Raw genomic sequence first — 23,439 nt, forward strand, 5'->3', positions numbered from 1 at the left:
TTGCGTCTCAGGGGACGGGCGGTGCCCCGGACCCGACCGGTGAACCCCTAGCATGGGCGGCGTGCCGACCACCTTCGCCGCCGGCCCTTTCCGGGTCCGGGTCCCCGCCACCAGCGCGAACCTGGGGCCCGGCTTCGACGCCCTGGGCCTGGCCCTGGCGCTCTACGACGACGTGGCCGCCGAGGTGACCACGAGCGGCGTGACCGTCTCCGTGGTCGGTGAGGGCGCCGGTGACCTGCCGCTGGACGACGGTCACCTGGTGGTGCGCGCGATGCGGGCGGCCTTCGACGAACTCGGTGGGCAGCCGAGGGGACTGTCGGTGGAGTGCGTGAACCGGATCCCGCAGGCTCGCGGGCTCGGCTCCTCCTCCGCCGCCATCGTCGCCGGGGTGCTGCTGGCTCGGGCCCTGGTGACCGACGGGACCCAGCGACTCGACGACGACGCCGCGCTGCGGTTGGCCGCCCGGATCGAGGGCCATCCCGACAACGTGGCGCCCTGCCTGCTCGGCGGGTTCACCCTGGCCTGGACGGAGCCCTCCGGCGCACGGGCCGTGTCGTTGCCGGTGGCCGACGGCGTACGCCCCACGGTGCTGGTGCCCACCGAGCATGGCCTGACCGCCTCCGCCCGGGCGGCTCTGCCACCGACCGTGCCGCACGGCGACGCCGCGCTCAACGCCGGTCGGGCGGCGCTGCTGGTGCACGCGTTGACCACCCGGCCGGATCTGCTGCTGCCGGCCACGGTCGACCGACTGCACCAGGGCTACCGGGCATCCTCGATGCCGGGTACGGCCGCCGTGGTTGAAGCGTTGCGTGCGGCCGGTGTGCCGGCCGTGGTCAGTGGGGCGGGTCCGACCGCCCTCGCCCTGTCTGACCTGCCCGAAGGGTTCGAGGCGGGAACAGATTGGCGGATTCTGCGGTTGCCGGTGGACGTACGCGGCGCCCAGGTCGGGCAAGGTAGACTCGGACACGCGGAGCGGGACCCTGTTGCCGCAGGTCGCAAGAGTTGATTACGCTCTAGACTTAGCACAGCCGCGAAGCATGCGATCTCCTGCGGGTCGGCGCCCCCCGAAGCTTTCGGCGGTAAGCCCGTCACCCCTGCCTAGGCCACGCCGCACCGCAGTCTTCACTGGTCGCCGCAGACGGCGAAACGCCGCCCACAGCTTTCCTGGGTGGGTCGGGCGACCGACCGGCTGCTGTGTCACAGACTCCCGCGAAGCGTCATGCGAGGCGGGTGCACCGAGGCCGCCCGGCCACCTGTAGTCGATTCCGGGCAGTCCCGGCCTATCGAGGGAAGGAATCCATTGAGCGACACCACCGACGTGACGTCGGATGTTTCCAACGTCGCTGGCGATGCCACCACCGCTGCTCCTGCCCGCCGCCGGCGTAGCGGCACCGGCTTGTCGGCGATGCTGCTGCCGGAGCTTCAGAGCCTGGCTGCGTCGCTCGGCATCTCGGGGACGGCTCGCATGCGCAAGGGCGAGTTGATCAGCGCGATCACCGAGCGGCAGGGCAGCGCCGCGGGCGCCCCTCGACCACGGGCCGAGGTAGCGGCGGCGGCCGCTCCGGCCCGCGAAGAGGTCCACGCCGAGGTACGCGAGAGCGCTGAGCGGCCGGAGTCCGGTCGCCCTGCCGCCGAGCAACCGGCGGCGAGCGTCGAGACCGAGGGCCGGACCCGGACCCGGCGCAGCCGGGCCACCGCCGCGGCGGAGCCGCGCGTCGAGGAGCCCGCAGCCGAGGCCGGCGAGCGGACCGAGGGCCGGTCGAGCCGTACCGAGCGTGCCGCGGAGCGGACCGCTGAGCGTCCTGCCGAGCGTGCCGAGCGGGCTGCGGAGCGGACCGCTGAGCGTCCTGCCGAGCGGGCTGCGGAGCGGACCGCCGAGCGGACCGAGCGTGCCGAGCGCGGCGCTGAGCGGACCGAGCGTGCCGCCGAGCGGGGCGAGCGCACCGAGCGCACCGCCGAGCGGGCTGATCGTGCCGAGCGGACCGAGCGGGGTGACCGCACCGAGCGGGGCGATCGTGCTGAGCGCACCGAGCGGGGCGACCGCGCCGAGCGGGGCGAGCGTGCCGCCGACCGCAGCGAGCGGGGTGACCGCACCGAGCGCGGTGAGCGGGGTGACCGTGCTGACCGTGGCGAGCGCGGGGACCGCGGGGACCGCGGACAGCGTGCCGAGCGGGACACCAACAACGACGATGACGACGAGAACGGAGGCCGGCGCAGCCGGCGTAGCCGCTTCCGGGACCGTCGGCGCGGCCGTAACGAGCGTGGCGAGTCCGGCGGCGAGGGCGGCCGTGATGGCGGCCGCGAGGGCGGCCGTGAGCCGCAGGTCGGCGAGGACGACGTGCTCGTGCCGGTGGCCGGCATCGTCGACGTGCTCGACAACTACGCCTTCGTCCGGACCACCGGCTATCTGGCCGGCGCGAACGACGTGTACGTGTCGATGTCCCAGATCAAGAAGTACGGCCTGCGCCGGGGTGACGCGATCACCGGTGCGGTGCGGGCGGCGGCCCGGGACGGCGAGCAGCGTCGCGACAAGTACAACCCCCTGGTCCGGCTGGACACCATCAACGGGATGGAGCCGGACGAGGCCAAGCGGCGGCCGGAGTTCTACAAGCTCACGCCGCTCTACCCGCAGGAGCGACTGCGGCTGGAGACCGAGCCGCACATCCTCACCACCCGGGTGATCGACCTGGTCATGCCGATCGGCAAGGGGCAGCGGGCGCTGATCGTCTCGCCGCCGAAGGCCGGTAAGACCATGGTGCTCCAGGCGATCGCCAACGCGATCACGCACAACAACCCGGAGTGCCACCTGATGGTGGTGCTGGTCGACGAGCGGCCTGAAGAGGTCACCGACATGCAGCGCTCGGTCAAGGGCGAGGTCATCGCGGCCACGTTCGACCGTCCGCCGCAGGACCACACCACGGTCGCCGAGCTGGCGATCGAGCGGGCCAAGCGCCTGGTCGAGCTGGGCCACGACGTGGTCGTACTGCTCGACTCGGTGACCCGGCTCGGTCGGTCGTACAACCTGGCGGCGCCGGCCAGCGGCCGGATCATGTCCGGTGGTATCGACTCCACCGCGCTGTACCCGCCGAAGCGGTTCCTCGGCGCGGCCCGCAACATCGAGAACGGCGGCTCCCTGACCATCCTCGCCACCGCGCTGGTGGAGACCGGCTCGATGGCGGACACGGTCATCTTCGAGGAGTTCAAGGGCACCGGTAACGCGGAGCTGAAGCTGGACCGGAAGATCGCCGACAAGCGGACCTTCCCGGCCGTGGACGTCAGCGCCTCCGGTACCCGCAAGGAGGAGATCCTCCTCGCGCCGGAGGAGCTGGCCATCATCCACAAGCTCCGCAAGGTGCTGCACTCGCTGGACTCGCAGGCATCGCTGGACCTCCTGCTGGACCGGCTCAAGCAGTCCCGGACCAACATCGAGTTCCTGATGCAGATCGCCAAGTCGACCCCGGGGGAGTAACCTCCGCCGAGGAAGATCGACGAAGGGGGCGTGGCCGATCGGCCACGCCCCCTTCGCATGGCCGCCCCCGTCACGAAGCTCCGCCCGTACCCCCTCTGGGTTGTGGCCCCTTTGCTCTGCTTCAACCGACGCAACGGAAACCGCCCGAAACCGATGCGCCGGTTGAAGCAGAGCAAAGGGCGCACAGGGGGTGCTATCTCCGCTGGCCGTCCCGGCGCGGCGACCAGCCGAGCCGGCGGGGTGGGGGCAGGGGAGGAATGCTGGGCGGGGCGGTGGGAATGCGTACGGAAGGGCCGTTGTTGCTACCGGCGACCAGCCGGTGTGGCCCGATTTCGGGGCCCGCCGCGGCCCATGGCAGACTGGTCAATCGGCCACCGGTTCCGGTTCACGCCCCATGATCGGCGCGCAACAGCATGCCAGGGCGACCCGGCGACCACGACGAGAGGACCGAGGCGACATGAAGCAGAACATCCACCCGGAGTACGTGACCACCGCCGTCACCTGCTCCTGCGGTAACACCTTCAGCACCCGCAGCACCGCCAAGGGGGGCTCGATCCACGTCGAGACCTGCAACGCCTGCCACCCGTTCTACACCGGTAAGCAGCGCGTCCTGGACACCGCTGGTCGGGTCGCCAAGTTCCAGCAGAAGTACGCCAAGGTTCAGGCCAAGAAGGCCAAGTAGCTCCTGGTCCGACGCCCGCGCCCGGTTCTCGCCGGACGCGGGCGTCGTCCGTCTGTTCCCGCCTCCAGCCATCCTCGAAGGAGCGATGCACAGCATGAGCAGCGAGCGTCTGGCCAGGCTCCTCGACGAGTACGCCGAGCTGGAGAAGCGGCTGGCCGACCCGGCCATCCACGCCGACCAGGGCACCGCTCGGCGGGTCGGTCGGCGGTACGCCGAGCTGGTCCCGCTGCACAAGGCCGCCGCCGAGCTGGAACAGGCCCGGGCGGATCTGGCCGCGGCCCGGGAACTGGCCGCCGAGGACCCGTCCTTCGCGGCCGAGACCGAGGCGCTCGCAGCGGAGCTGCCCGCGCTGGAGGAGCGGCTGGCCGAGCTGCTGATCCCGCGCGATCCGCACGACGCCAAGGACGTCATCGTCGAGATCAAGGCCGGTGAGGGCGGCGAGGAGTCGGCCCTGTTCGCCGGGGACCTGCTGCGGATGTACACCCGGTACGCCGAGCGACATGGCTGGCTCACCGAGGTGATCGACGCCCAGGACTCCGACCTCGGCGGGGTCAAGGACGTCTCGCTGGCGATCAAGACCAAGGGTGTCCCCGAAGGGGGCAACGGCGTGTGGTCCCGACTCAAGTGGGAGGGCGGGGTCCACCGGGTGCAGCGGGTCCCGGTCACCGAGTCGCAGGGCCGCATCCACACCAGCGCCGCCGGGGTACTGGTGCTGCCCGAGGCCGAGGAGGTCGATGTCACCATCGACCCCAACGAGCTGCGCATCGACGTGTTCCGCTCCTCCGGGCCGGGCGGCCAGTCGGTGAACACCACCGACTCGGCGGTACGCATCACCCACCTGCCCACCGGCATCGTGGTCTCGTGCCAGAACGAGAAGTCCCAGTTGCAGAACCGGGAGCAGGCGATGCGGATCCTGCGGGCCCGGCTGCTGGCCGCAGCCCAGGAGCAGGCCGACGCGGCCGCCTCGGACGCCCGCAAGGCCCAGGTGCGTACGGTCGACCGGTCGGAGCGCATCCGCACCTACAACTTCCCGCAGAACCGGATCACCGATCACCGGATCGGCTACACGGCGTACAACCTGGATCTGGCGCTGGCCGGGGAACTCGACGGGGTGTTGGACGCCCTCACCGAGGCCGACCGGGCCGCCCGACTGGCCGGGGATCCGGAACTGGCCCGCCGCTGAGCAGCCTCAGGCGCCGCGGGGGCAGCCTTTGGCCCGCAGCATCTCCCGGTCGGCCGCCTCGAAGGCGGCACTGAGGGCGTCGCGCTGACCCGGGCCGCCCGCGCCGACCTCGGAGAAACCGATGCTGACCCCGACCGGGGTGCCGGGCACCAGCGATTCCCAGTCCTCGGTGCGGATGGCGGCGTCGATGCGGCGGGCCACGTCGGCGGCCTCGGTCATCCCGGCACCCGGCAACACGACCACGAACTCGTCGCCGCCGTAGCGGGCCACGAAGTCACCCCGCCGCATCACCCGGTTGATCACCCCGGCGATCCGCTGGAGGACCAGGTCCCCGGAGTGGTGCCCGTGCCGGGTGTTGACCGCCTTGAAGCCGTCCAGGTCGCAGACGCCGATGACGACCCGCTCGCCCCGGGCGACCACGGCCGCGATGTAGCGCTCCAGTCGGCGGCGGTTGGGCAGGCCGGTCAGCGGGTCGGTGAGGGCCTCCCCTTCGAAGCGGGCCGCCTCCCGGCGCATCTCCTCGTGGTCGATGCGGGCGGCGATGCCGTCGATGTAGACGTCGCGGAGCCGGTCGTGCCGCTGGGCGGCGAGCCGGAAGGCCAACCGGTCGGCCCGGTGCGCCCCCGCGTGGTCACCGGCCCGACCCAGGGCGATGCTGCGTAACCGGGCCGGCTCGGCGGCACCGAGGGTCTCGGCGCTGACCTGCACGTTGCCCAGCCGGGTGACCGCCTCGATCGGCCGGCCGTCGGCGATGGCCAGGCAGACCTGACCGAGTTGGCGCATGTCACTGGCGCGGGCGCTGTCCGCCCCGTGCCCGAGCAGCCGGGCCGGGTCGGCACCCCCGACGGCCTCGACGACGTCACCGAGGGCGGCCCGGCGGGCACCGGCGTAACCGTAGGCGGCGAGGCTGCTGGGACGCAGCCGGTCGGCGGTGCCGTTGGCGATGAACCGGTCCAGGTCGGTGGCGATGTCCCGCAGTACGCGCAGACAGCCGTCGCCGTCGCCGGTGTGGTCCAGGGCCACCGCGTTGCGTAGCCGGATGCCCGGGGCGGCGAAGGTCTCCTCCGGGATGCCGGCGGCGTTACCGAGTTGCCGGGCCCGTTCGATCGCACCCAGGGCGTAGCCGTGGAAGCTCAGGTAGGAGTAGGCCATGGCCAGGTCGTGCCAGCCCCAGGCGGTGTCCCGATCCGGGTCGTCCACCGCACCCAACGCTCGGGCGGCCCGCACCAGGTGGGTCACGCAGCGGTCCAGCGCGCCCTGGTGGTGCGCGGCCAACGCGGCCAGGGCGTTGAGGTGCCCGTGTAGGTAGGGCTCGGCGAGATCGCGTACGGCGGCGGAGGCTTCCTCGATGGCCCGGGTGTACTCGGCCGTGCGGCCCAGGTTGATCAGGGCGGAGAGGCGTTGCACCAGCGCATCGCCCCGGGCGTGCGGGTCCCGGGTGGTACGCAGCACCCCGTCCAGGATCGCGTACGCCTCCGTGGAGCGACTCACCTCCTGGAGCGCCCGCGCTTTCCTCAGGGCGTCAACCTGGTCGTCGACCCGGTCGAGCCAGCCCACCCGCGACCTCCCGTCGGTGTGCCGCTGCACCTGCTTTTGCACGTGCACCGCGACGACTCATGATTATGGCGTGACCACGCAGCCGCAACACCCGTCCGAAGGAACGAGACGGCACCGCCCGTCTCTGCTGGTGGCCGCCGCCACCCGGGACCTGCTCGCCGCCGGGGTGGAATCGGCCCGAACGGACGCGGAACTGCTGGCCGGGCACGTTCTGGGGGTGTCGCGGGGCCGGTTGGCGCTGGCCGAGGATTTCACCGACGAGCAACGAAACCGTTACCAGGCGTTGGTGGACCGCCGGGCGCGCCGCGAGCCTCTGCAACACCTCACCGGCAGGGCCGGATTCCGACATCTGGAGCTGGCGGTCGGACCCGGTGTGTTCGTGCCGCGCCCGGAGACCGAACTGCTCGCCGGCTGGGGTGTCGACCTGGCCCGCCGCATGACGTGTCCGGAGCCCCTGGTGGTCGACCTGTGCAGCGGATCCGGGGCGATCGCCCTGTCGGTGGCCCAGGAGGTGCCGGCCGCCCGGGTGGTGGCGGTGGAACGTTCGCCGGCCGCACTGGCCTGGCTGCGGCGCAACGCGGCGGACCGGGCCGCGGCCGGGGATCGGCCGATCGAGGTGGTGGTGGCCGACGCCACCGACCCGGACCTGCTGGCTGCCCTGGTCGGCCAGGTCGACCTGCTGCTGTGCAACCCGCCGTACGTGCCGCAGGCGGTGGCCGTACCCCCGGAGGTGGCCGGGCACGACCCGGCGGAGGCGGTCTTCGGTGGGACGGACGGCCTGTCGGTCATCCGTCCGGTGATCGACCGGGCGGCGACCCTGCTGCGCCCGGGTGGCCATCTCGGGGTGGAGCACGACGACACCCACGGCGCGGCGGTGCCCGACCTGCTCGCCGCGGACGGTCGCTACACCGCGATCACCGCCCATCCCGACCTGACCGGGCGGCCCCGTTTCGCCACCGCGTCCCGCCGAACGGACCACCCACCGGCCGGCGCGACCGGCACGTGGCAGACTGGCTCCTCGTGATGCTCTACGACTGCCGGTCGCTGGCCGACCGGGACCGCGGCATCGCTGCGGCCATCGAAGCGGTCCGTAACGGCGAGTTGGTGGTCCTGCCGACCGACACGGTCTACGGGGTGGGCGCGGACGCCTTCACCCCGTACGCGGTCAAGGCCCTGCTGGACGCCAAGGACGCCCCGCACACGCCGCCACCGGTGCTGATCGGCTCCCGGCACACCCTCGACGGCCTGGTCTACTCGCTGCCTACCGAGGCGCGTGACCTGGTGGAGGCGTTCTGGCCGGGTGCGTTGACGATTCTGGTGCAGCACTCGGCGAGCCTGCGGTGGGATCTGGGCGACGACAGCGGGGTGGTGGCGGTGCGGATGCCGTTGCACCCGGTCGCCCTGGAGGTGCTGCGGGAGACCGGTCCGATGGCGGTGGCCTCGGCCAACAAGAGCGGCCAGCCGCCCGCCCTCACGGCCGAGGAGGCACGCGACCAGCTGGCCTACTCGGTGCGGGCGTACCTGGAGGCGGGGCCGGCGGTGGACCCGGTGCCCAGCACGATCGTGGACCTCACCGGTGACGATCCGGTGCTCGTCCGGGAAGGTGCCATCGGGCTGGACCGGTTGCGGGAAGTGGTGCCGGAGCTGCGCGAGAGTCAGGAGGCTTAGGTGCCTCCCTTCACCGTTCTGCACGTCTGCATGGGCAACATCTGCCGATCCCCGATGGCGGAGCGGCTGCTCGTGCTGGCCGTACGTCAGCGCCTGGCCCGGCAGGACGTCGACCCGGCCCGCGCCGACGAGCTGCTGCACAGTCACAGCGCCGGCACGGGTGGCTGGCATGCCGGCGAGGAGATGAACCCGCCGGCCGCCCGGCAGGTGATCACCCGGGGCGGCAGCACCGCCGGGTTCGCCGCCCGCAAGCTGCGCTCCGAGCACATCGACGCGGCCGACCTGGTGCTGACCGCCACGGCCGACCAGCAGGAGTACGTGGTGGCGCTGCGTCCCGACGCCGCGGCGCGCACCTTCGTGCTGGGGGAGTTCGGGCGGGTGCTGGCCACCCTGGACCTCTCCGGGTTGCCGGCGGCCGAGGCGACCGGAGAGGCGGTGTACGCCCGGGGGGTGGCGCTGGTCGAGACGGCACACGCGGCTCGCCAGGGCACCACCCTGCTGCCCACGGACGACCTCGACGACCCCTGGGGGCGTGGGGACCAGTGCTTCACCCGGGTGGCCGACGAGATCGAGGAGACCGTGCACCCGCTGGCCGCCACCCTGCTGCCCTGATCGGTGAATCTCCTCCGGATTCGGGGGAAAAGGCGGCAGAAGTAGTGATTAGCGCCATTCTGGGAGGGTCCTGACGGCTCCTGCGGGGAGAGCTGATGACCCGGGCGTTGCTGCCGAAAGTGTTCACCGTCCTGTTGGCCGGCACGTTGGCCGGCCTGGCGCTGGCGGTGGCGGCGCTGCCCGCCGCCCTGGTGTACGGCGTCGGCCTGTCGGCGCTCTCGGCGCCGTACGCGGAGCTGCCCAACACCCTGCGTACGCCACCCACCGCCCAGCGGTCCAACCTGTACGCCAACGACGGCACCACCCTGATCACCTCCTTCTACCAGGAGGACCGGGTGGACGTGCCGTTGGACGAGGTGGCGCCGGTGATGCGCCAGGCGATCGTCGCCGCCGAGGACGCCCGGTTCCACGAGCACAGCGGGGTGGACCTGCGGGGCATCGTGCGGGCCTTCACCGTCAACCGGCGCGACGGGGCCCCCCGGCAGGGCGCCTCCACGCTGACCATGCAGTACGTGCGCAACGTGCTGAGCAACGATCCACGGCTCAGCGAGGAGCAGCGGGCCGCCGCCACCGAGGTCAGCACGGCCCGCAAGATCCAGGAGATCCGGTACGCCCTGGCTCTGGAACGGGAACTCACCAAGGACCAGATCCTGACCCGGTACCTCAACATCGCCTACTTCGGCGCCGGCGCGTACGGTGTCGCCGCCGCCAGCCGGCGCTACTTCTCCACCTCCCCGGCGGAGCTGACCCTGGCTCAGGCGGCGTTGCTGGCCGGGCTGGTGCGCTCACCGCACACCGACGACCCGATCAACGGTGACGCGGACAGCGCGACCGCCCGCCGAGGGTACGTCCTGGACCGGCTGGTCGAGTCCGGCCAGGTCCCGCCCGACGTGGCACAACAGGCGCAGGCCGAGCCGTTGAACCTGCGCCCCAGCGAGACCCCGAACGACTGCACCGCGGTGCCCGAGGGGCACAACGACTGGGGTTTCTTCTGCGACTGGTTCACCCGGTGGTGGAGTGACCAGCGGGCCTTCGGCAGCACCGTCGACGAGCGGCAGCGCACCCTGCGCCGGGGCGGCTTCACGATCGTCACCTCCCTCGATCCGGCCGTGCAACGGTCCGCCACCGAGCAGGTGCGTCGGGTCTACTCGGCGCAGTCTCGGTACGCGATGCCCACGGCGGTGGTGCAGCCGGGCACCGGGCGGGTGCTGGCCATGGCGGTGAACCGGACCTACAGCGTGGCGGCCAACCCGGCGGGGCAGAAGAACCACCCGAACACCGTCAACCAGCTCGTCGCCGGTGGCGGCACGATCGTCGGCTACCAGGCCGGTTCCACCTTCAAACTCTTCACCCTGCTGGCCGCGTTGGAGGCCGGGCTGCCGCTGAACACCGTGTTCGACGCGCCGGACCGGATCGTCACCGACTTCCGGGTCAGCGGGGAGACGAACTGCGGCGGCTACTGGTGCCCGGAGAACGCCAGCGCCTCGATGAGCGGTGAGCACGACATGTGGACCGCCTTCGGGGAGTCGGTCAACACCTACTTCGCCTGGCTGGCCGAGCGGGTCGGCGCCGACCGGGTGGTGGAGATGGCCCAGCGGCTCGGCATCGTGCTGCGGGCCCGGGACGACGCCCAACTGGCCCGGCACGGGGCCCGGGAGTGGGGGCCCTTCACCCTCGGGGTGGCCGCCACCACTCCGCTGGACCTGGCCGGGGCGTACGCCACCGTGGCGGCGGAGGGGATCTGGTGCGCCCCCACCCCGATCACCGCGATCACGGACGCCACCGGGCGGCGGGTGACCGCCGGCCAACCGGACTGTCGGCAGGTGCTCGACGTCGACGTGGCCCGCGCGGCGGCGGACGCGGCCCGTTGTCCGGTCGGCGACCAGTCGATGTACCGCACCTGCGGCGACGGTACCGCCACCCGGCTGCGCGGCCAGCTCGACCGGCCGGTGGGCGGCAAGACCGGCAGCTCCGAGCGGTACGCCACGGAGACGGTGGTCGCCTTCACCCCCCAGTTGGCGGTCGCCGCGATGGCGGCCAACCCGGACGACCCCCAGGACCCGGTGGGTCACGCGGTGCAGCGCGCGATGGTGGATTCGATGGGGGAGATCCTCGCCTTCGCCCTGCGGGACCAGCCGGTACGCGACTTCGTGCCGCCCAGCGAGACGACCGCCTGGCGGGTCACCGGCGAACGCACCGGCAACTGAGCCGACCGGTCAGGAAGGTCAGCCCTCGGCGCGGGCGGTGATGTTGCGGGCCATGCCGCCGAAGACGACGGCGTGAAAGGGCGCCACCGCGGCCCAGTAGGCGTGCCCGGCCAGGCCGTGCGGCAGGAAGACCGCGCGCTGCCGGTAGCGGACGGCACCGTCCTCACCGCGCTGCACCCGCAGCTCCAGCCAGGCCCGGCCGGGCAGGCGCATCTCGGCCCGCAGCCGCAGCATCTCGCCCGGCACGATCTCCTCCACCCGCCAGAAGTCCAGCGCCTCGCCCACCCGCAGCTGGTGCGGATGGCGTCGGCCCCGGCGCAGTCCCACCCCGCCGACCAGCTTGTCCAGCCAGCCGCGCACCGTCCAGGCGAGCGGGAAGGAGTACCAGCCGTGCTCGCCGCCGACCCCCTCGATGACCCGCCACAGCGCCTCCGGGGAGGCTTCCACCGCCCGTTCCCGGATGTCGGTGTAGGCGGTGCCGCCGCTCCAGTCGGGGTCGCTGGGCAGGGGTTCGGCCGGGGCGTTCGACCCGGCCGCGGTCGACCAGCGGGTCTCCACCTGGGCGTCGCGGACCTTGGCCAGGGCCAGGGCGACGGCCTCGTCGAAACCGGTCAACCCACCCGGCGGGTCCGGCAGGTACCCGGCGATGTCGTGCTCGTGGGCCACCGCCTCGTGGATCAGACTGGCCACCAGGGGCCGGGCCAACGAGTTGGGGACCGGGGTGACCAGCCCTACCCAGTACGAGGAGAGGGTGGGGGTCAGCGGGCGGACCGGCAGCAGCAGTCGGCGGGGCAGCCCGGCGACCCGGGCGTAGCGCTGCATCATCTCGCCGAAGGTGAGCACGTCCGGGCCGGCGATGTCGAAGCCCCGGTCGACCTCCTCCGGTAGGTCGGCGCAGCCGACCAGGTAGTACAGCACGTCCCGGACCGCGATCGGTTGGATCCGGTTGGTCACCCAGCGTGGGGTGACCATCACCGGCAGCCGCTCGGTCAGGTAGCGCAGCATCTCGAAGGAGGCCGAACCGGAGCCGATGATCACCGCCGCCCGCAGCACCACCGTCGGCACCCCGCTCTCCCGCAGGATCCGCCCCACCTCGCTGCGCGAGCGCAGGTGGGGCGAGGTGGTCGGGTCGTCCGCGGCCGGTTCCGGGCCGCCCAGGTAGACGATCCGGCGTACCCCGGCCGCGCGGGCCGCGGTGGCGAAGTTCGTGGCGGCCTGCCGGTCGGTGGCCTCGAAGCCGGCCTGCCCGAGGGAGTGCACCAGGTAGTACGCCACCTCGACGCCGGCCAGGGCCTCGGGCAGGGTCTCCGCCCGGCTGAGGTCCCCCTCGGCGATCTCGACCTGCCCGGACCAGGGCACGTCGCGCAGTCGGGCGGCCCGGCGAGCCAGGCAGCGTACGTCGTGTCCGGCGGCCAGAAGACGGGGCACCAGACGTCCGCCGATGTACCCCGTCGCGCCGGTGACCAGGCATCTCACGGGTTCCAGTCTGCGGCCCAATAGACTCACTCGCTGTGGAGACCGCGACAGGCACCTTCTGGGGGCCGGACTTCGAGCAGTTGAGCACCGACGATCCCGAGATCGCGGAGGTGGTGCTCGGTGAGCTCGACCGGCTGCGTACCGGCCTGCAACTGATCGCCAGTGAGAACCTCACCTCACCGGCGGTGTTGGCCGCGCTGGGCTCCACCCTGACCAACAAGTACGCCGAGGGCTACCCGGGGCGGCGCTACTACGGCGGCTGCGGCCAGGTGGACCGGGCCGAGGAGATCGGCATCACCCGGGCCAAGGACCTGTTCGGCGCCGAGCACGCCAACCTGCAACCACACTCCGGGGCCAGTGCCAACCTGGCCGCGTACGCCGCCCTGGTGCAGCCGGGGGACACCGTGCTGGCGATGGAGCTGCCGCACGGCGGGCACCTGACCCACGGCAGTCGGGTGAACTTCTCCGGCAAGTGGTTCGACACCGTCGGCTACACCGTCCGGCGGGACACCGAGCTGATCGACTACGACGAGGTACGCGACCTGGCCCTGGCCCACCGGCCGAAGATGATCATCTGTGGCGCCACCGCGTACCCCCGGCTGATCGACTTCGCCCTGTTCCGGGAGATCGCCGACTCCGTCGGGGCGTACCTGATGGTGGACGCGGCACACTTCATCGGGCTGGTCGCCGGGCAGGCCGCCCCCTCCCCGGTGCCGTACGCCGACGTGGTCTGCGCCACCACCCACAAGGTGCTGCGGGGTCCGCGTGGCGGGATGATCCTGTGCCGGGAGTCCCTGGCGGAGCGGATCGACAAGGCGGTCTTCCCGTTCACCCAGGGCGGTCCGCTGATGCACGCGGTCGCGGCCAAGGCGGTCGCGTTGCGCGAGGCGGCCCAGCCGGAGTACCGCCGCTACGCCGCCCAGGTGGTGGCCAACGCGCAGGCCCTGGCCGACGGGCTGGCCGCCGAGGGGATGCGCCCGGTCTCCGGGGGCACGGACACCCACCTGGCGCTGATCGACCTCCAGTCGACCGGGGTGACCGGGGCCGAGGCCGAGGCCCGGTGCGACGCGGCGACCATCACCCTGAACAAGAACGCCATCCCGTACGACCCGCGTAAGCCGATGGTCGCCTCCGGCATCCGGGTGGGCACCCCCAGCGTCACCACCCAGGGCATGACCGAACCACAGATGCGGCAGGTCGCGGAGTTGATCGCCCGAGCGGTACGCACCGATCCCGCCGCCCCGGGCGGTGCCGACGAACTGACCCGGATCGCCGCCGACGTGGCCGAGTTGGCCGCCGACTACCCGGCGTACCCCCGATGAGCGCCCCCGGTGCCCCGGAGTCGGCGGCCAAGCCCGCACCTCGGGCGGGGGAGCCCGGTGCGATCCGGGCCCGGCTGCCGCACCTGCGCCTGCCGCTGCTGGCCTGTGCCGGCCTGGCCGTGGTCGGGGTGCCGATCGCGGCCCTGGTACGCGGGCCCACCAGTGCGGCCGGGGTGGCCGCCGGGATCGGCCTGGTCATCGTCAGCTATCTGATCTCCAGTTTCTCGGTGGCCTGGGCGGACGCGGTCAATCCGAAACTGATCATGTCCGTGGGCCTGGTCACCTACGCCACCAAGATGGTCTTCCTCGGGGTGGTGATGGCAGCGGTGGCCAGCGCGGGCTGGCCGGGGCTGCCCGACATGGGTGTGGCCATCATCGTGACCGTCGTGGTGTGGATCGTCGCCCACGTGAGTTGGGCCCTGCGGGCACCGCTACCCACCGGGAACCGGGTGTCGGGTCACTGACCCTCTCCGTGGTGTTTCTGGGCGTTTCGTGGCCCTGTTCCGGTGGCTGTGCAGGAGTAAGCTGGCCCCGGCTGACGCGCCCGCACTCGCCGCCCGCACGCTGCTTGCAGTGTGGGGGGTGCCGCACATCTGCGAAACACCTGGCTGATAGTGTTCGCCTCGTCATGGCCGACAGCCCTCACCGCGGAAACTCCGACGAGCACTCGTCGGAAGGCGTAGCCGGAGCCGTTTTTGGTTACCTGCTCGCCGGCATCGTGGCGTGGGGATTCCTCGGTTGGTTGGCGGCGAAGCTCCTCGGCCTGCCGACCGGCATCGGGATCGGGGTGGGCATGATGCTCGGCGCAGCCGGAGCGATCTACCTGATCATGAAGAGGCTCAGTGCCTGAGTGCCGGCACACGCGGGTCTGTCGAGTGCGGAGGATGACACGTTGAGCGGACAGTTTGTCGCCGCAGAGGGCCTTCCATGGCCCCCCAAGGTCGATGACTTCTATCCGCCGGATCTCGCGGGTCCGTGGGTCACGAAGTTCACCCTCATGATCTGGCTGGCCGTCGGGCTGGTGATGATCTTCTTTCTGCTCACGTACCGGAATCCCAAGCTGGTGCCGAGTAAAGGCCAGTGGATGGCGGAATCCGTCTACGGACTGGTCCGGGACAACATCGCCCGGGAACAGATGGGCAAGGAGGGCATCAAGTTCGCGCCCTACTTCACCGTGCTGTTCTGCTTCATCGCGGTGACGAACCTGTTCGGTGTCACTCCCGGATTGCAGATCTCGCCGAACTCACACATCGCCTTCCCGATCGTGCTCACGGCGGTCACCTATGCGATGTACATCTACGTCGGTATGCGTAAGCACGGCGTGGGCCGCTACCTCAAGCAGAGCCTGATCCTGCCGGGCATTCCCTGGCCCATGCACTTCCTGCTGGTGCCGATCGAATTCCTGCAGACCTTCATCAACCGGCCGGTCACCTTGGCGGTGCGACTCTTCGCCAACATGTTCGCCGGTCACCTGATCCTGCTGGTCTTCACGGTCGGTGGCTTCGTGCTGCTCGCCTCGGACAACCTCTTCATCCAGGCGACCTCCGTCTTCGCCTTCCTGATGGCGATCGTGATGGCCTTCTTCGAGGTGCTGGTCTCGCTGTTGCAGGCCTACGTCTTCGTCACGCTGAGCGCCAACTACATCGGGACCTCGCTTTCGGACGAACACTGATCCGACCCGGTGGGATGCCCGCCCGAGCTTTAGGTACGACCGCGTACGCGTGAAACCCTCACGCGTCAAACAGGAGGAATACCCGCAATGACTGTTCTTGCCGAGATCAGCGGTAACGTCAACACGATCGGCTACGGCCTCGCCGCCATCGGCCCCGCTGTCGGTGTGGCCCTGATCTTCGTGGCGTACATCAACTCCAGCGCCCGCCAGCCGGAGTCGGCCGGCTACAACCGCACCTGGCTGGTCCTGGGCTTCGCCCTGGTTGAGGCGCTCGCCCTCTTCGGCCTGGTGCTTGCCTTCGCCGTCAGCTGACCGTCCGTTAGTCGACCCGGAGGTCTGACATGAATCTCGCTGCCGAAGGTCATCACCCGCTTATGCCGATCTGGCAGGAGCTGGTCATCGGGACGATCGCCTTCGCCCTGCTCTGCTTTGTGCTGCTGAAGTTCGTCATGCCGCGCATGGAGACGATGTACCAGGCGCGGGTCGACGCGATCGAGGGTGGCCTCAAGCGCGCCGAAGCGGCGCAGGCGGAGGCCAACCAACTTCTCGAGCAGTACCGGGCCCAGCTCGCCGAGGTGCGTACCGAGGCGGCACAGATCCGGGACGACGCCCGGGCCGACGCCGAGTCGATCCGTACCGAAATCCTGGCCAAGGCCCGGGAGGAGTCCGACCGGATCATCGCCGCCGGCCGGGAGTCGCTGGCCGTGGAGCGCGAGACCATCGTGCGCGAGCTGCGCGCGGAGGTCGGCGGTCTCGCGGTCGACCTGGCCGGTCGGATCGTGGGCGAGTCGCTCGCCGACGAGGCCCGCCGCAAGGGCACCGTCGAGCGCTTCCTCACCGATCTCGAGAGCGCGGGGGCCCGCTGATGCAGGCCGCCAGCCGGGAGTCCTACGCCACCGCCCTGGCGCGGCTGGAGGAGTACGTCCGCGGCGCCGAGCCAGGGGCGATCATCACCACCGGTAACGAACTGCTCTCCGTGGCAGACCTGCTGCGGCGGGAGGTCCGGCTGCGTCGGGCCCTGTCCGACCCGGCCCGTGCGGGCGCGGACCGGACGGGTCTGCTGACCGGAATGCTCTCCGGCAAGGTCGGCGCGGAGACGCTGGACCTGCTCGGTGTGCTGGTCGCCGGTCGGTGGTCGGCACCGTCGGAGCTGCTCGACGGTGCGGAGCGCCTCGGCGTGCATGCGCTGCTCGCCGGCGCGGACCGTGCCGGCGATCTCGGTGAGGTGGAGGACGAGCTGTTCCGCTTCGGCCAGGTGGTCGCTGCGGATCCGCAACTGTCCAACACCCTGTCCGACCCGGTGGCACCGGTGGCGCAGCGGGCCGAGCTGACCGGGATGCTCCTGACGGGCAAGGCCCGACCGGTGACGGTGCGACTGGTGGAGGCGGCGCTGGCCGGCTTCGGTGGCCGGTCGTTCTCCACCGCGCTGTCCCGGCTGGTGGAGCTGGCGGCGGAACGCCGCGACCGGCAGGTCGCGTACGTCACCGTCGCGGCACCCCTGACCGAGGACGAGGAGCGTCGGCTGGCCGACCAGCTCTCGGCCATCTACGGCCGGGTGGTCGCCGTGAAGCTTACGGTTGACCCGACGATCCTCGGCGGAGCGAGTGTTCGGGTGGGTTCGGACCTGTACGACGGGACGATCCTGCGCCGGCTCAACGAGACCCGTAACGCGCTCGCAAAGCGCTGACCAGCACCCCGCGATGCGCCCGGAATAACAGTCGACCCGAGGACCGGTCGGTACTAGGTATCCCGGGCCCCTGATACTTAAGGAAGCAGAGGATGGCCGAGCTGACCATCTCGACGGAGGAGATCCGCGGCGCGCTTGAGCGCTACGTCTCCTCCTATTCGCCCGACGTCTCCCGTGAGGAGGTCGGCACCGTCGCCGACACCGGTGACGGCATCGCCCACGTCGAGGGCCTGCCCTCGACCATGACCAACGAGCTGCTGGAGTTCGAGGACGGCACGCTCGGCGTGGCGTTGAACCTCGACGTCCGGGAGATCGGTGTCGTCGTCCTCGGCGACTACTCCGGGCTTGAGGAGGGCCAGCGGGTCAAGCGCACCGGCCGGGTGCTCTCCGTGCCGGTCGGTGACAACTTCCTCGGTCGCGTGGTCAACGCGCTCGGCGAGCCGATCGACGGCCTCGGCGACATCGCCGACGAGGGCTACCGTGAGCTCGAGCTCCAGGCCCCGAACGTGATGGCCCGCCAGTCCGTCTTCGAGCCGATGCAGACCGGTATCAAGGCCATCGACGCGATGACCCCGATCGGTCGGGGCCAGCGGCAGCTGATCATCGGTGACCGTAAGACCGGTAAGACCACGGTCGCCCTGGACGCCATCCTCAACCAGCGGGAGAACTGGGCCTCCGGCGACCCGAAGAAGCAGGTCCGCTGCATCTACGTCGCCATCGGTCAGAAGGCCTCCACCATCGCCTCCATCAAGGGGCAGCTGGAGGAGGCGGGCGCGATGGAGTACACCACCATCGTCGCCTCCCCGGCCTCGGACCCGGCCGGCTTCAAGTACCTCGCTCCGTACACCGGCTCGTCCATCGGGCAGCACTGGATGTACGGCGGCAAGCACGTCCTGATCGTCTTCGACGACCTGAGCAAGCAGGCCGAGGCGTACCGGGCCGTGTCGCTGCTGCTGCGTCGCCCGCCGGGCCGTGAGGCGTACCCCGGTGACGTCTTCTACCTGCACTCCCGGCTGCTGGAGCGCTGCGCGAAGCTCTCCGACGAGATGGGCGGCGGCTCGATGACCGGCCTGCCGATCATCGAGACGAAGGCCAACGACATCTCGGCCTTCATCCCGACCAACGTCATCTCGATCACCGACGGCCAGATCTTCCTGGAGACCGACCTGTTCAACCAGGGCGTCCGGCCGGCGATCAACGTCGGTACCTCGGTCTCCCGGGTCGGTGGCGCCGCGCAGGTGAAGCCGATGAAGAAGGTCTCCGGTTCGCTGCGGCTGAACCTGGCCCAGTACCGCGAGCTGGAGGCCTTCGCGGCCTTCGCCTCCGACCTGGACAAGGCCTCCCGCGCCCAGCTGGACCGCGGTGCCCGCCTGGTCGAGCTGCTCAAGCAGCCGAACTACTCGCCGTACCCGGTGCAGGACCAGGTCGTCTCGGTCTGGGCCGGCACCGAGGGCAAGCTGGACGACATCCCGGTCGGCGACGTGCGGCGCTTCGAGACCCAGTTCCTGGAGCACCTGCGGCGCAAGCACAACGCCACCCTTCAGGCGATCGCCGACAACAAGTGGGACGACGAGATCATCGCCACCCTCGATTCGGCCGTCGCGGAGTTCAAGAAGGGCTTCCTCGGTCGCGAGGACGAGCGCACGATCAACGAGGCGCCGGCGGCGCCGCTGGAAGGCGAGGCCGAGCACGAGACGGTCACCCGCTACAGCGGTGGATCCTCGGCCCAGAAGAAGTAGGGCCGGGCCATGGCGGCGCAGGTACGTGTTCTTCGTCAACGCATTCGCTCGGCGAAGGGGATGAAGAAGATCACCAAGGCGATGGAGCTCGTGGCGACGAGCCGGATCGCCAAGGCCCAGGCCCGGGTGGGGGCGTCCCTGCCGTACGCCCAGGCCATCACCGGCGTGCTCACCGCGCTGGCGTCCAACGCCTCGGTCGACCACCCGATGCTGACCCCGCGTGAGCGGGTGCGGCGGGCGGGTGTGCTGCTGGTAACCGCCGACCGAGGTCTGGCCGGCGGTTACAGCTCCAATGCCATCAAGACCGCGGAGTCGCTGATCGCGCGGCTCAAGGAGGATGGCAAGGAGCCGGTGCTCTACGTCGTCGGGCGTAAGGGCGTGTCCTTCTACCGGTTCCGTAACCGGCCGATCGAGGCCAGCTGGACGGGCTTTTCCGAGCAGCCGTCGTTCGCCGACGCCCGTGAGGTGGGCGACACCCTGGTGAAGGCGTTCACCGCGGGTGCGGATGACGTCGACGGCGGTCCGGGTGCCGACGGGGTGCTCGGGGTCGACGAACTGCACATCGTCTTCACCGAGTTCAAGTCGCTGATGACGCAGACGCCGGTGACCCGGATCATCGGCCCGTTGCAGGTCGAGGAGCGGCCCCGGTCGGAGGCCTCCCCGGGCCTGCTGCCGGACTACGAGTTCGAGCCGGACGCGGAGGAGTTGCTCGACGCGCTGCTGCCGAAGTACATCAACACGCGGATCTACGCGGCGTTGCTGGAGTCGGCGGCCAGCGAGTCGGCAGCCCGTCGGCGGGCGATGAAGAGCGCCACGGACAACGCCGAAGAGATGATCGACAAGTACACGCGTGAGATGAACTCGGCCCGCCAGGCCGGGATCACCCAGGAGATCAGCGAGATCGTCGGCGGCGCGAACGCGCTGGCCGCGTCGGGAAGTGAAGTGTGATGACTGTTTCCACCGCTGCTGGAGGACCAGCCGAGACCAAGACGGCCACCGGTCGCGTGGTCCGGGTCATTGGCCCGGTCGTCGACGCCGAGTTCCCGCGCGACGTCATGCCGGCTCTCTTCAACGCCCTGCACGTGGACGTGACCCTCTCCGGCGGTGAGAAGACGCTGACCCTGGAGGTCGCCCAGCACCTGGGTGACAACCTGGTCCGCGCGATCTCGATGCAGCCCACGGATGGTCTGGTCCGCGGTGCCGAGGTCCGTGACACCGGCTTCCCGATCCGGGTGCCGGTCGGTGACGCGGTCAAGGGCCACGTGTTCAACGCGATCGGCGAGTGCCTCAACCTCACCGAGGGCGAGACCATCTCCGCCGACGACCACTGGGGCATCCACCGCAAGGCCCCGGCCTTCGCGGACCTGGAGCCGAAGACCGAGATGCTGGAGACCGGCATCAAGGTCATCGACCTGCTCGCCCCGTACGTCAAGGGCGGCAAGATCGGCCTGTTCGGCGGTGCCGGCGTGGGCAAGACGGTGCTCATCCAGGAGATGATCACCCGGGTGGCCCGTAACTTCGGTGGTACCTCGGTCTTCGCCGGGGTGGGTGAGCGCACCCGTGAGGGTAACGACCTGATCCACGAGATGACCGAATCCGGCGTCATCGACAAGACCGCGCTGGTCTACGGCCAGATGGACGAGCCGCCGGGCACCCGACTGCGGGTCGCCCTCTCCGCGCTGACCATGGCGGAGTACTTCCGGGACGTGAAGAAGCAGGAGGTGCTGCTCTTCATCGACAACATCTTCCGCTTCACCCAGGCCGGTTCCGAGGTCTCCACCCTGCTGGGCCGGATGCCCAGCGCGGTGGGTTACCAGCCGACCCTGGCCGACGAGATGGGCGAGCTCCAGGAGCGGATCACCTCCGTCCGGGGCCAGGCCATCACCTCGATGCAGGCGATCTACGTGCCGGCGGACGACTACACCGACCCCGCCCCGGCCACCACCTTCGCCCACCTGGACGCGACCACCAACCTGGAGCGGTCGATCTCCGACAAGGGCATCTACCCGGCGGTGGACCCGCTGGCCTCCTCGTCGCGGATCCTGGCCCCCGAGTTCGTCGGCCAGGAGCACTTCCAGGTGGCCAGCGAGGTGAAGCGGATCCTGCAGCGGTACAAGGACCTGCAGGACATCATCGCCATCCTGGGTATCGAGGAACTCTCCGAGGAAGACAAGATCACGGTCCAGCGGGCCCGGCGGATCGAGCGCTTCCTGTCGCAGAACACCTACGCGGCGGAGCAGTTCACCGGTGTGCCCGGCTCGACGGTCCCGATCAAGGAGACCATCGAGGCGTTCCGGAAGATCAGCGAGGGTGAGTACGACCACTTCCCCGAGCAGGCGTTCTTCATGTGCGGTGGGCTCGACGACCTGGAGAAGAAGGCCGCCGAGCTGATGAAGGGCTGACCCTTCGCACAGTCGTGCTGACGAAAAGGACCGCCCCGGACAACTCCGGGGCGGTCTTTTCGCTCGGCTTGGACAGATTCTGTCGCCGCTGTCCGGTTTTCGGTGCTCGGCGATCACGTGACTCGCGAGATACCGTCTATTCCACGCTCATTCGCCGATGAGCGGTGACCGTGTTCAACCATTCGGATGCGCGTACCCGTATCCCCTGTGGGACGCGACGAACGGAGATGCTTGTGGGTAAGGCCGGCAGGCGCGACAAGCGTGGTGGGCGGTCGTCGATCTGGCGGGGAGTGCCGGGCTGGGCCAGGTTCTGCACCATCTTCGGTGTCGTGTTGATGATGCTCAGCGGCACCTCACTGGTCGGTGCCGAGGCGTTGATGGCCCGCTACGAGGGGGCGATCGGCAAGGCGGACCTCTTCGGCGACCAGGCGGCCGGGGCCAGTGAACGCAAGAGCGACATCAAGGGGCCGCTCAACATCCTGCTGGTCGGCATCGACCCCCGCAACGACCGGACCGCACCGCTGGCCGACGCGATCATGGTGCTGCACGTGCCGGAGGAGTTGGACCGGGCCTACCTCTTCTCCATGCCCCGCGACCTCTACGTCGAGATCCCTGCGTACCCCCGGGCGAACTTCAACGGTGCCACCTCGAAGCTGAACGACGCGATGTCCTTCGGCAGTCGGGTGCCCGACGGCGGCAAGCCGGACCCGGCGCGGGGCTTCGAACTGCTGGCCACCACGGTGCAGAACGTCACCGGGATCAAGCGGTTCGACGCCGGTGCGATCATCAACTTCTCCGGTTTCAAGGAGATCGTCGACGCGATGGGCGGCGTCACGATGAACATCGAGCGGGAGGTCCGCTCCGAGCACCGGGAGCCGGACGGCAAGCACCGCAAGGGCAACCCCTACGGCGAGGGCTACATCGGGCCGCAGGCGGTCTACCCCAAGGGCAAGCAGCACCTCAGCGGGTGGCAGGCGCTGGACTACGTCCGCCAGCGGTACCCGGAGAACGGTGTGCCCGACGGTGACTACGGCCGTCAGCGGCACCAGCAGCAGTTCGTCAAGGCGATGGCCGCCCAGGCGTTCAGCGCCGACGTGGTGACCAACCCCGTCAAGCTGGACCGGGTGCTGCGGGCCGCCGGCGAGTCGTTGATCTTCAGCGGGCGGGGGAACGGCGTGGTCGACTTCGCGCTGGCCCTCAAGGACATCCGTCCCGGCAACATTCAGATGATCAAGCTTCCGGGTGGCGGCGTCTTCGGTAACCGGAACAACTACCTGGGCGAACAGTTCGAGCCCGAGGTGGAGGACTTCTTCGTGGCGTTGGAGCGGGGCCTGCTGGATCCCTTCCTTCTCGAACATCCCAAGCTGGTGAACAAGGGCTGAATCGTGGTGCACGTCTCGGCACCCGGCTGTAAGAGGTGCCCGGGAGGTGACTAGACTTTCCCCCAATCCGCCCAGCAAGGAGACAGCGTGGCAGAGCAGCTCAACGTCCAGCTCGTGGCCGTAGAGGAGAAGGTCTGGTCCGGCAAGGCCGAGATGGTCATGGCCCGGACGACCGAGGGTGAGCTGGGTGTGCTGCCGGGGCACGCGCCCCTGCTCGGTCAGCTCGCCGAGCCCGGCCGAGTACGCATCAAGCTCCCCGGCGGCGAGCAGATCGCCTACGAGGTGTCCGGCGGCTTCCTGTCGGTGAACGGGCAGGGCGTCACCGTCCTCGCCGAGAGCGCCACCCCGGCCTCCGTCACTTCGGACAACTGAGCCGACCCG

General features: G+C 70.5%; 22 protein-coding genes. 20 read left to right on the top strand and 2 right to left on the bottom strand.

The genetic code is table 11. The features are described from left to right. Positions 1-61 precede the first annotated feature (61 nt). The 4 genes from thrB (at position 62) to prfA (ending at position 5,334) form a co-directional block, all read left to right on the top strand. On the top strand, positions 62-1,006 hold the full coding sequence (gene thrB / locus ACLQ2T_RS10590; RefSeq protein WP_425765808.1) for a homoserine kinase: 945 nt from the start codon (positions 62-64) through the stop codon (positions 1,004-1,006). A 294-nt stretch (positions 1,007-1,300) separates the two neighbouring features. Then, positions 1,301-3,469 carry a transcription termination factor Rho gene (gene rho / locus ACLQ2T_RS10595; protein ID WP_425765809.1) on the top strand — a complete coding sequence of 723 codons (2,169 nt, stop codon included), beginning with the start codon at positions 1,301-1,303 and terminating at the stop codon, positions 3,467-3,469. A gap of 457 nt (positions 3,470-3,926) precedes the next feature. Further along, complete coding sequence (gene rpmE / locus ACLQ2T_RS10600; RefSeq protein WP_425765810.1) at positions 3,927-4,151, top strand: 50S ribosomal protein L31; 225 nt, start codon at positions 3,927-3,929, stop codon at positions 4,149-4,151. Positions 4,152-4,245: 94 nt separating this feature from the next. Further along, positions 4,246-5,334, top strand: a complete 1,089-nt coding sequence (prfA, locus tag ACLQ2T_RS10605; RefSeq protein ID WP_425765811.1) for a peptide chain release factor 1 — start codon at positions 4,246-4,248, stop codon at positions 5,332-5,334. A 6-nt stretch (positions 5,335-5,340) separates the two neighbouring features. On the opposite strand, the gene ACLQ2T_RS10610 is transcribed toward prfA, so the two are convergent. After that, positions 5,341-6,891, bottom strand: a complete 1,551-nt coding sequence (locus ACLQ2T_RS10610) for a diguanylate cyclase domain-containing protein (RefSeq protein WP_425765931.1) — start codon at positions 6,889-6,891, stop codon at positions 5,341-5,343. 70 nt (positions 6,892-6,961) lie between these two features. Here ACLQ2T_RS10610 and prmC point away from each other — a divergent pair, with 70 nt between their 5' ends. The 4 genes from prmC (at position 6,962) to ACLQ2T_RS10630 (ending at position 11,378) form a co-directional block, all read left to right on the top strand. After that, positions 6,962-7,915, top strand: coding sequence for a peptide chain release factor N(5)-glutamine methyltransferase (gene prmC, locus ACLQ2T_RS10615; RefSeq protein ID WP_425765812.1), 954 nt, complete (start codon positions 6,962-6,964; stop codon positions 7,913-7,915). After that, positions 7,915-8,559, top strand: coding sequence for an L-threonylcarbamoyladenylate synthase (locus ACLQ2T_RS10620; RefSeq protein ID WP_327027450.1), 645 nt, complete (start codon positions 7,915-7,917; stop codon positions 8,557-8,559). Before prmC ends, ACLQ2T_RS10620 begins: the two co-directional genes overlap by 1 nt. Next, positions 8,560-9,171, top strand: a complete 612-nt coding sequence (locus ACLQ2T_RS10625; RefSeq protein WP_425765813.1) for a phosphotyrosine protein phosphatase — start codon at positions 8,560-8,562, stop codon at positions 9,169-9,171. 95 nt (positions 9,172-9,266) lie between these two features. Continuing rightward, a complete protein-coding gene (locus ACLQ2T_RS10630; RefSeq protein ID WP_425765814.1) occupies positions 9,267-11,378 on the top strand; it encodes a transglycosylase domain-containing protein in 2,112 nt (703 codons plus the stop codon). Between the two features lie 18 nt (positions 11,379-11,396). Here the strand turns inward: ACLQ2T_RS10630 and ACLQ2T_RS10635 are convergent, their stop codons facing one another. After that, positions 11,397-12,854, bottom strand: coding sequence for an SDR family oxidoreductase (locus tag ACLQ2T_RS10635; RefSeq protein ID WP_425765815.1), 1,458 nt, complete (start codon positions 12,852-12,854; stop codon positions 11,397-11,399). Positions 12,855-12,889: 35 nt separating this feature from the next. Here ACLQ2T_RS10635 and glyA point away from each other — a divergent pair, with 35 nt between their 5' ends. The 12 genes from glyA (at position 12,890) to ACLQ2T_RS10695 (ending at position 23,430) form a co-directional block, all read left to right on the top strand. After that, positions 12,890-14,176, top strand: coding sequence for a serine hydroxymethyltransferase (gene glyA, locus ACLQ2T_RS10640; protein WP_425765816.1), 1,287 nt, complete (start codon positions 12,890-12,892; stop codon positions 14,174-14,176). After that, positions 14,173-14,640: a hypothetical protein gene (locus ACLQ2T_RS10645; protein WP_425765817.1), complete on the top strand. Its 468-nt coding sequence runs from the start codon at positions 14,173-14,175 to the stop codon at positions 14,638-14,640. The genes glyA and ACLQ2T_RS10645 overlap by 4 nt, the downstream gene beginning before the upstream one ends. 164 nt (positions 14,641-14,804) lie before the next feature. Next, the gene (locus ACLQ2T_RS10650; protein ID WP_425765818.1) at positions 14,805-15,026 is read left to right on the top strand and encodes a hypothetical protein; all 222 of its coding nucleotides are present in this window, start codon (positions 14,805-14,807) and stop codon (positions 15,024-15,026) included. Then, positions 15,027-15,848, top strand: a complete 822-nt coding sequence (atpB, locus tag ACLQ2T_RS10655) for a F0F1 ATP synthase subunit A (protein ID WP_425765819.1) — start codon at positions 15,027-15,029, stop codon at positions 15,846-15,848. An 87-nt stretch (positions 15,849-15,935) separates the two neighbouring features. Further along, entirely contained in the window at positions 15,936-16,160 is a 225-nt protein-coding gene (atpE, locus tag ACLQ2T_RS10660) for an ATP synthase F0 subunit C (RefSeq protein WP_327024320.1), read from the top strand. 29 nt (positions 16,161-16,189) lie between these two features. Continuing rightward, positions 16,190-16,714, top strand: coding sequence for a F0F1 ATP synthase subunit B (locus tag ACLQ2T_RS10665; protein WP_425765820.1), 525 nt, complete (start codon positions 16,190-16,192; stop codon positions 16,712-16,714). After that, positions 16,714-17,535, top strand: a complete 822-nt coding sequence (locus tag ACLQ2T_RS10670) for a F0F1 ATP synthase subunit delta (protein WP_425765821.1) — start codon at positions 16,714-16,716, stop codon at positions 17,533-17,535. Before ACLQ2T_RS10665 ends, ACLQ2T_RS10670 begins: the two co-directional genes overlap by 1 nt. 92 nt (positions 17,536-17,627) lie before the next feature. Continuing rightward, positions 17,628-19,274, top strand: coding sequence for a F0F1 ATP synthase subunit alpha (atpA, locus tag ACLQ2T_RS10675; protein WP_425765822.1), 1,647 nt, complete (start codon positions 17,628-17,630; stop codon positions 19,272-19,274). 9 nt (positions 19,275-19,283) lie between these two features. After that, positions 19,284-20,222, top strand: a complete 939-nt coding sequence (locus ACLQ2T_RS10680) for a F0F1 ATP synthase subunit gamma (protein WP_425765823.1) — start codon at positions 19,284-19,286, stop codon at positions 20,220-20,222. Beyond that, positions 20,222-21,676 carry a F0F1 ATP synthase subunit beta gene (gene atpD / locus ACLQ2T_RS10685; protein WP_425765824.1) on the top strand — a complete coding sequence of 485 codons (1,455 nt, stop codon included), beginning with the start codon at positions 20,222-20,224 and terminating at the stop codon, positions 21,674-21,676. The genes ACLQ2T_RS10680 and atpD overlap by 1 nt, the downstream gene beginning before the upstream one ends. Positions 21,677-21,903: 227 nt before the next feature. After that, positions 21,904-23,058, top strand: a complete 1,155-nt coding sequence (locus tag ACLQ2T_RS10690) for an LCP family protein (RefSeq protein WP_425765825.1) — start codon at positions 21,904-21,906, stop codon at positions 23,056-23,058. An 87-nt stretch (positions 23,059-23,145) separates the two neighbouring features. Continuing rightward, the gene (locus tag ACLQ2T_RS10695) at positions 23,146-23,430 is read left to right on the top strand and encodes a F0F1 ATP synthase subunit epsilon (protein WP_425765826.1); all 285 of its coding nucleotides are present in this window, start codon (positions 23,146-23,148) and stop codon (positions 23,428-23,430) included. Positions 23,431-23,439 lie beyond the last annotated feature (9 nt).

Origin of the sequence: Micromonospora sp. DT229 (genome assembly GCF_049844505.1) — a bacterium.
Taxonomy (GTDB): Bacteria; Actinomycetota; Actinomycetes; order Mycobacteriales; family Micromonosporaceae; genus Micromonospora.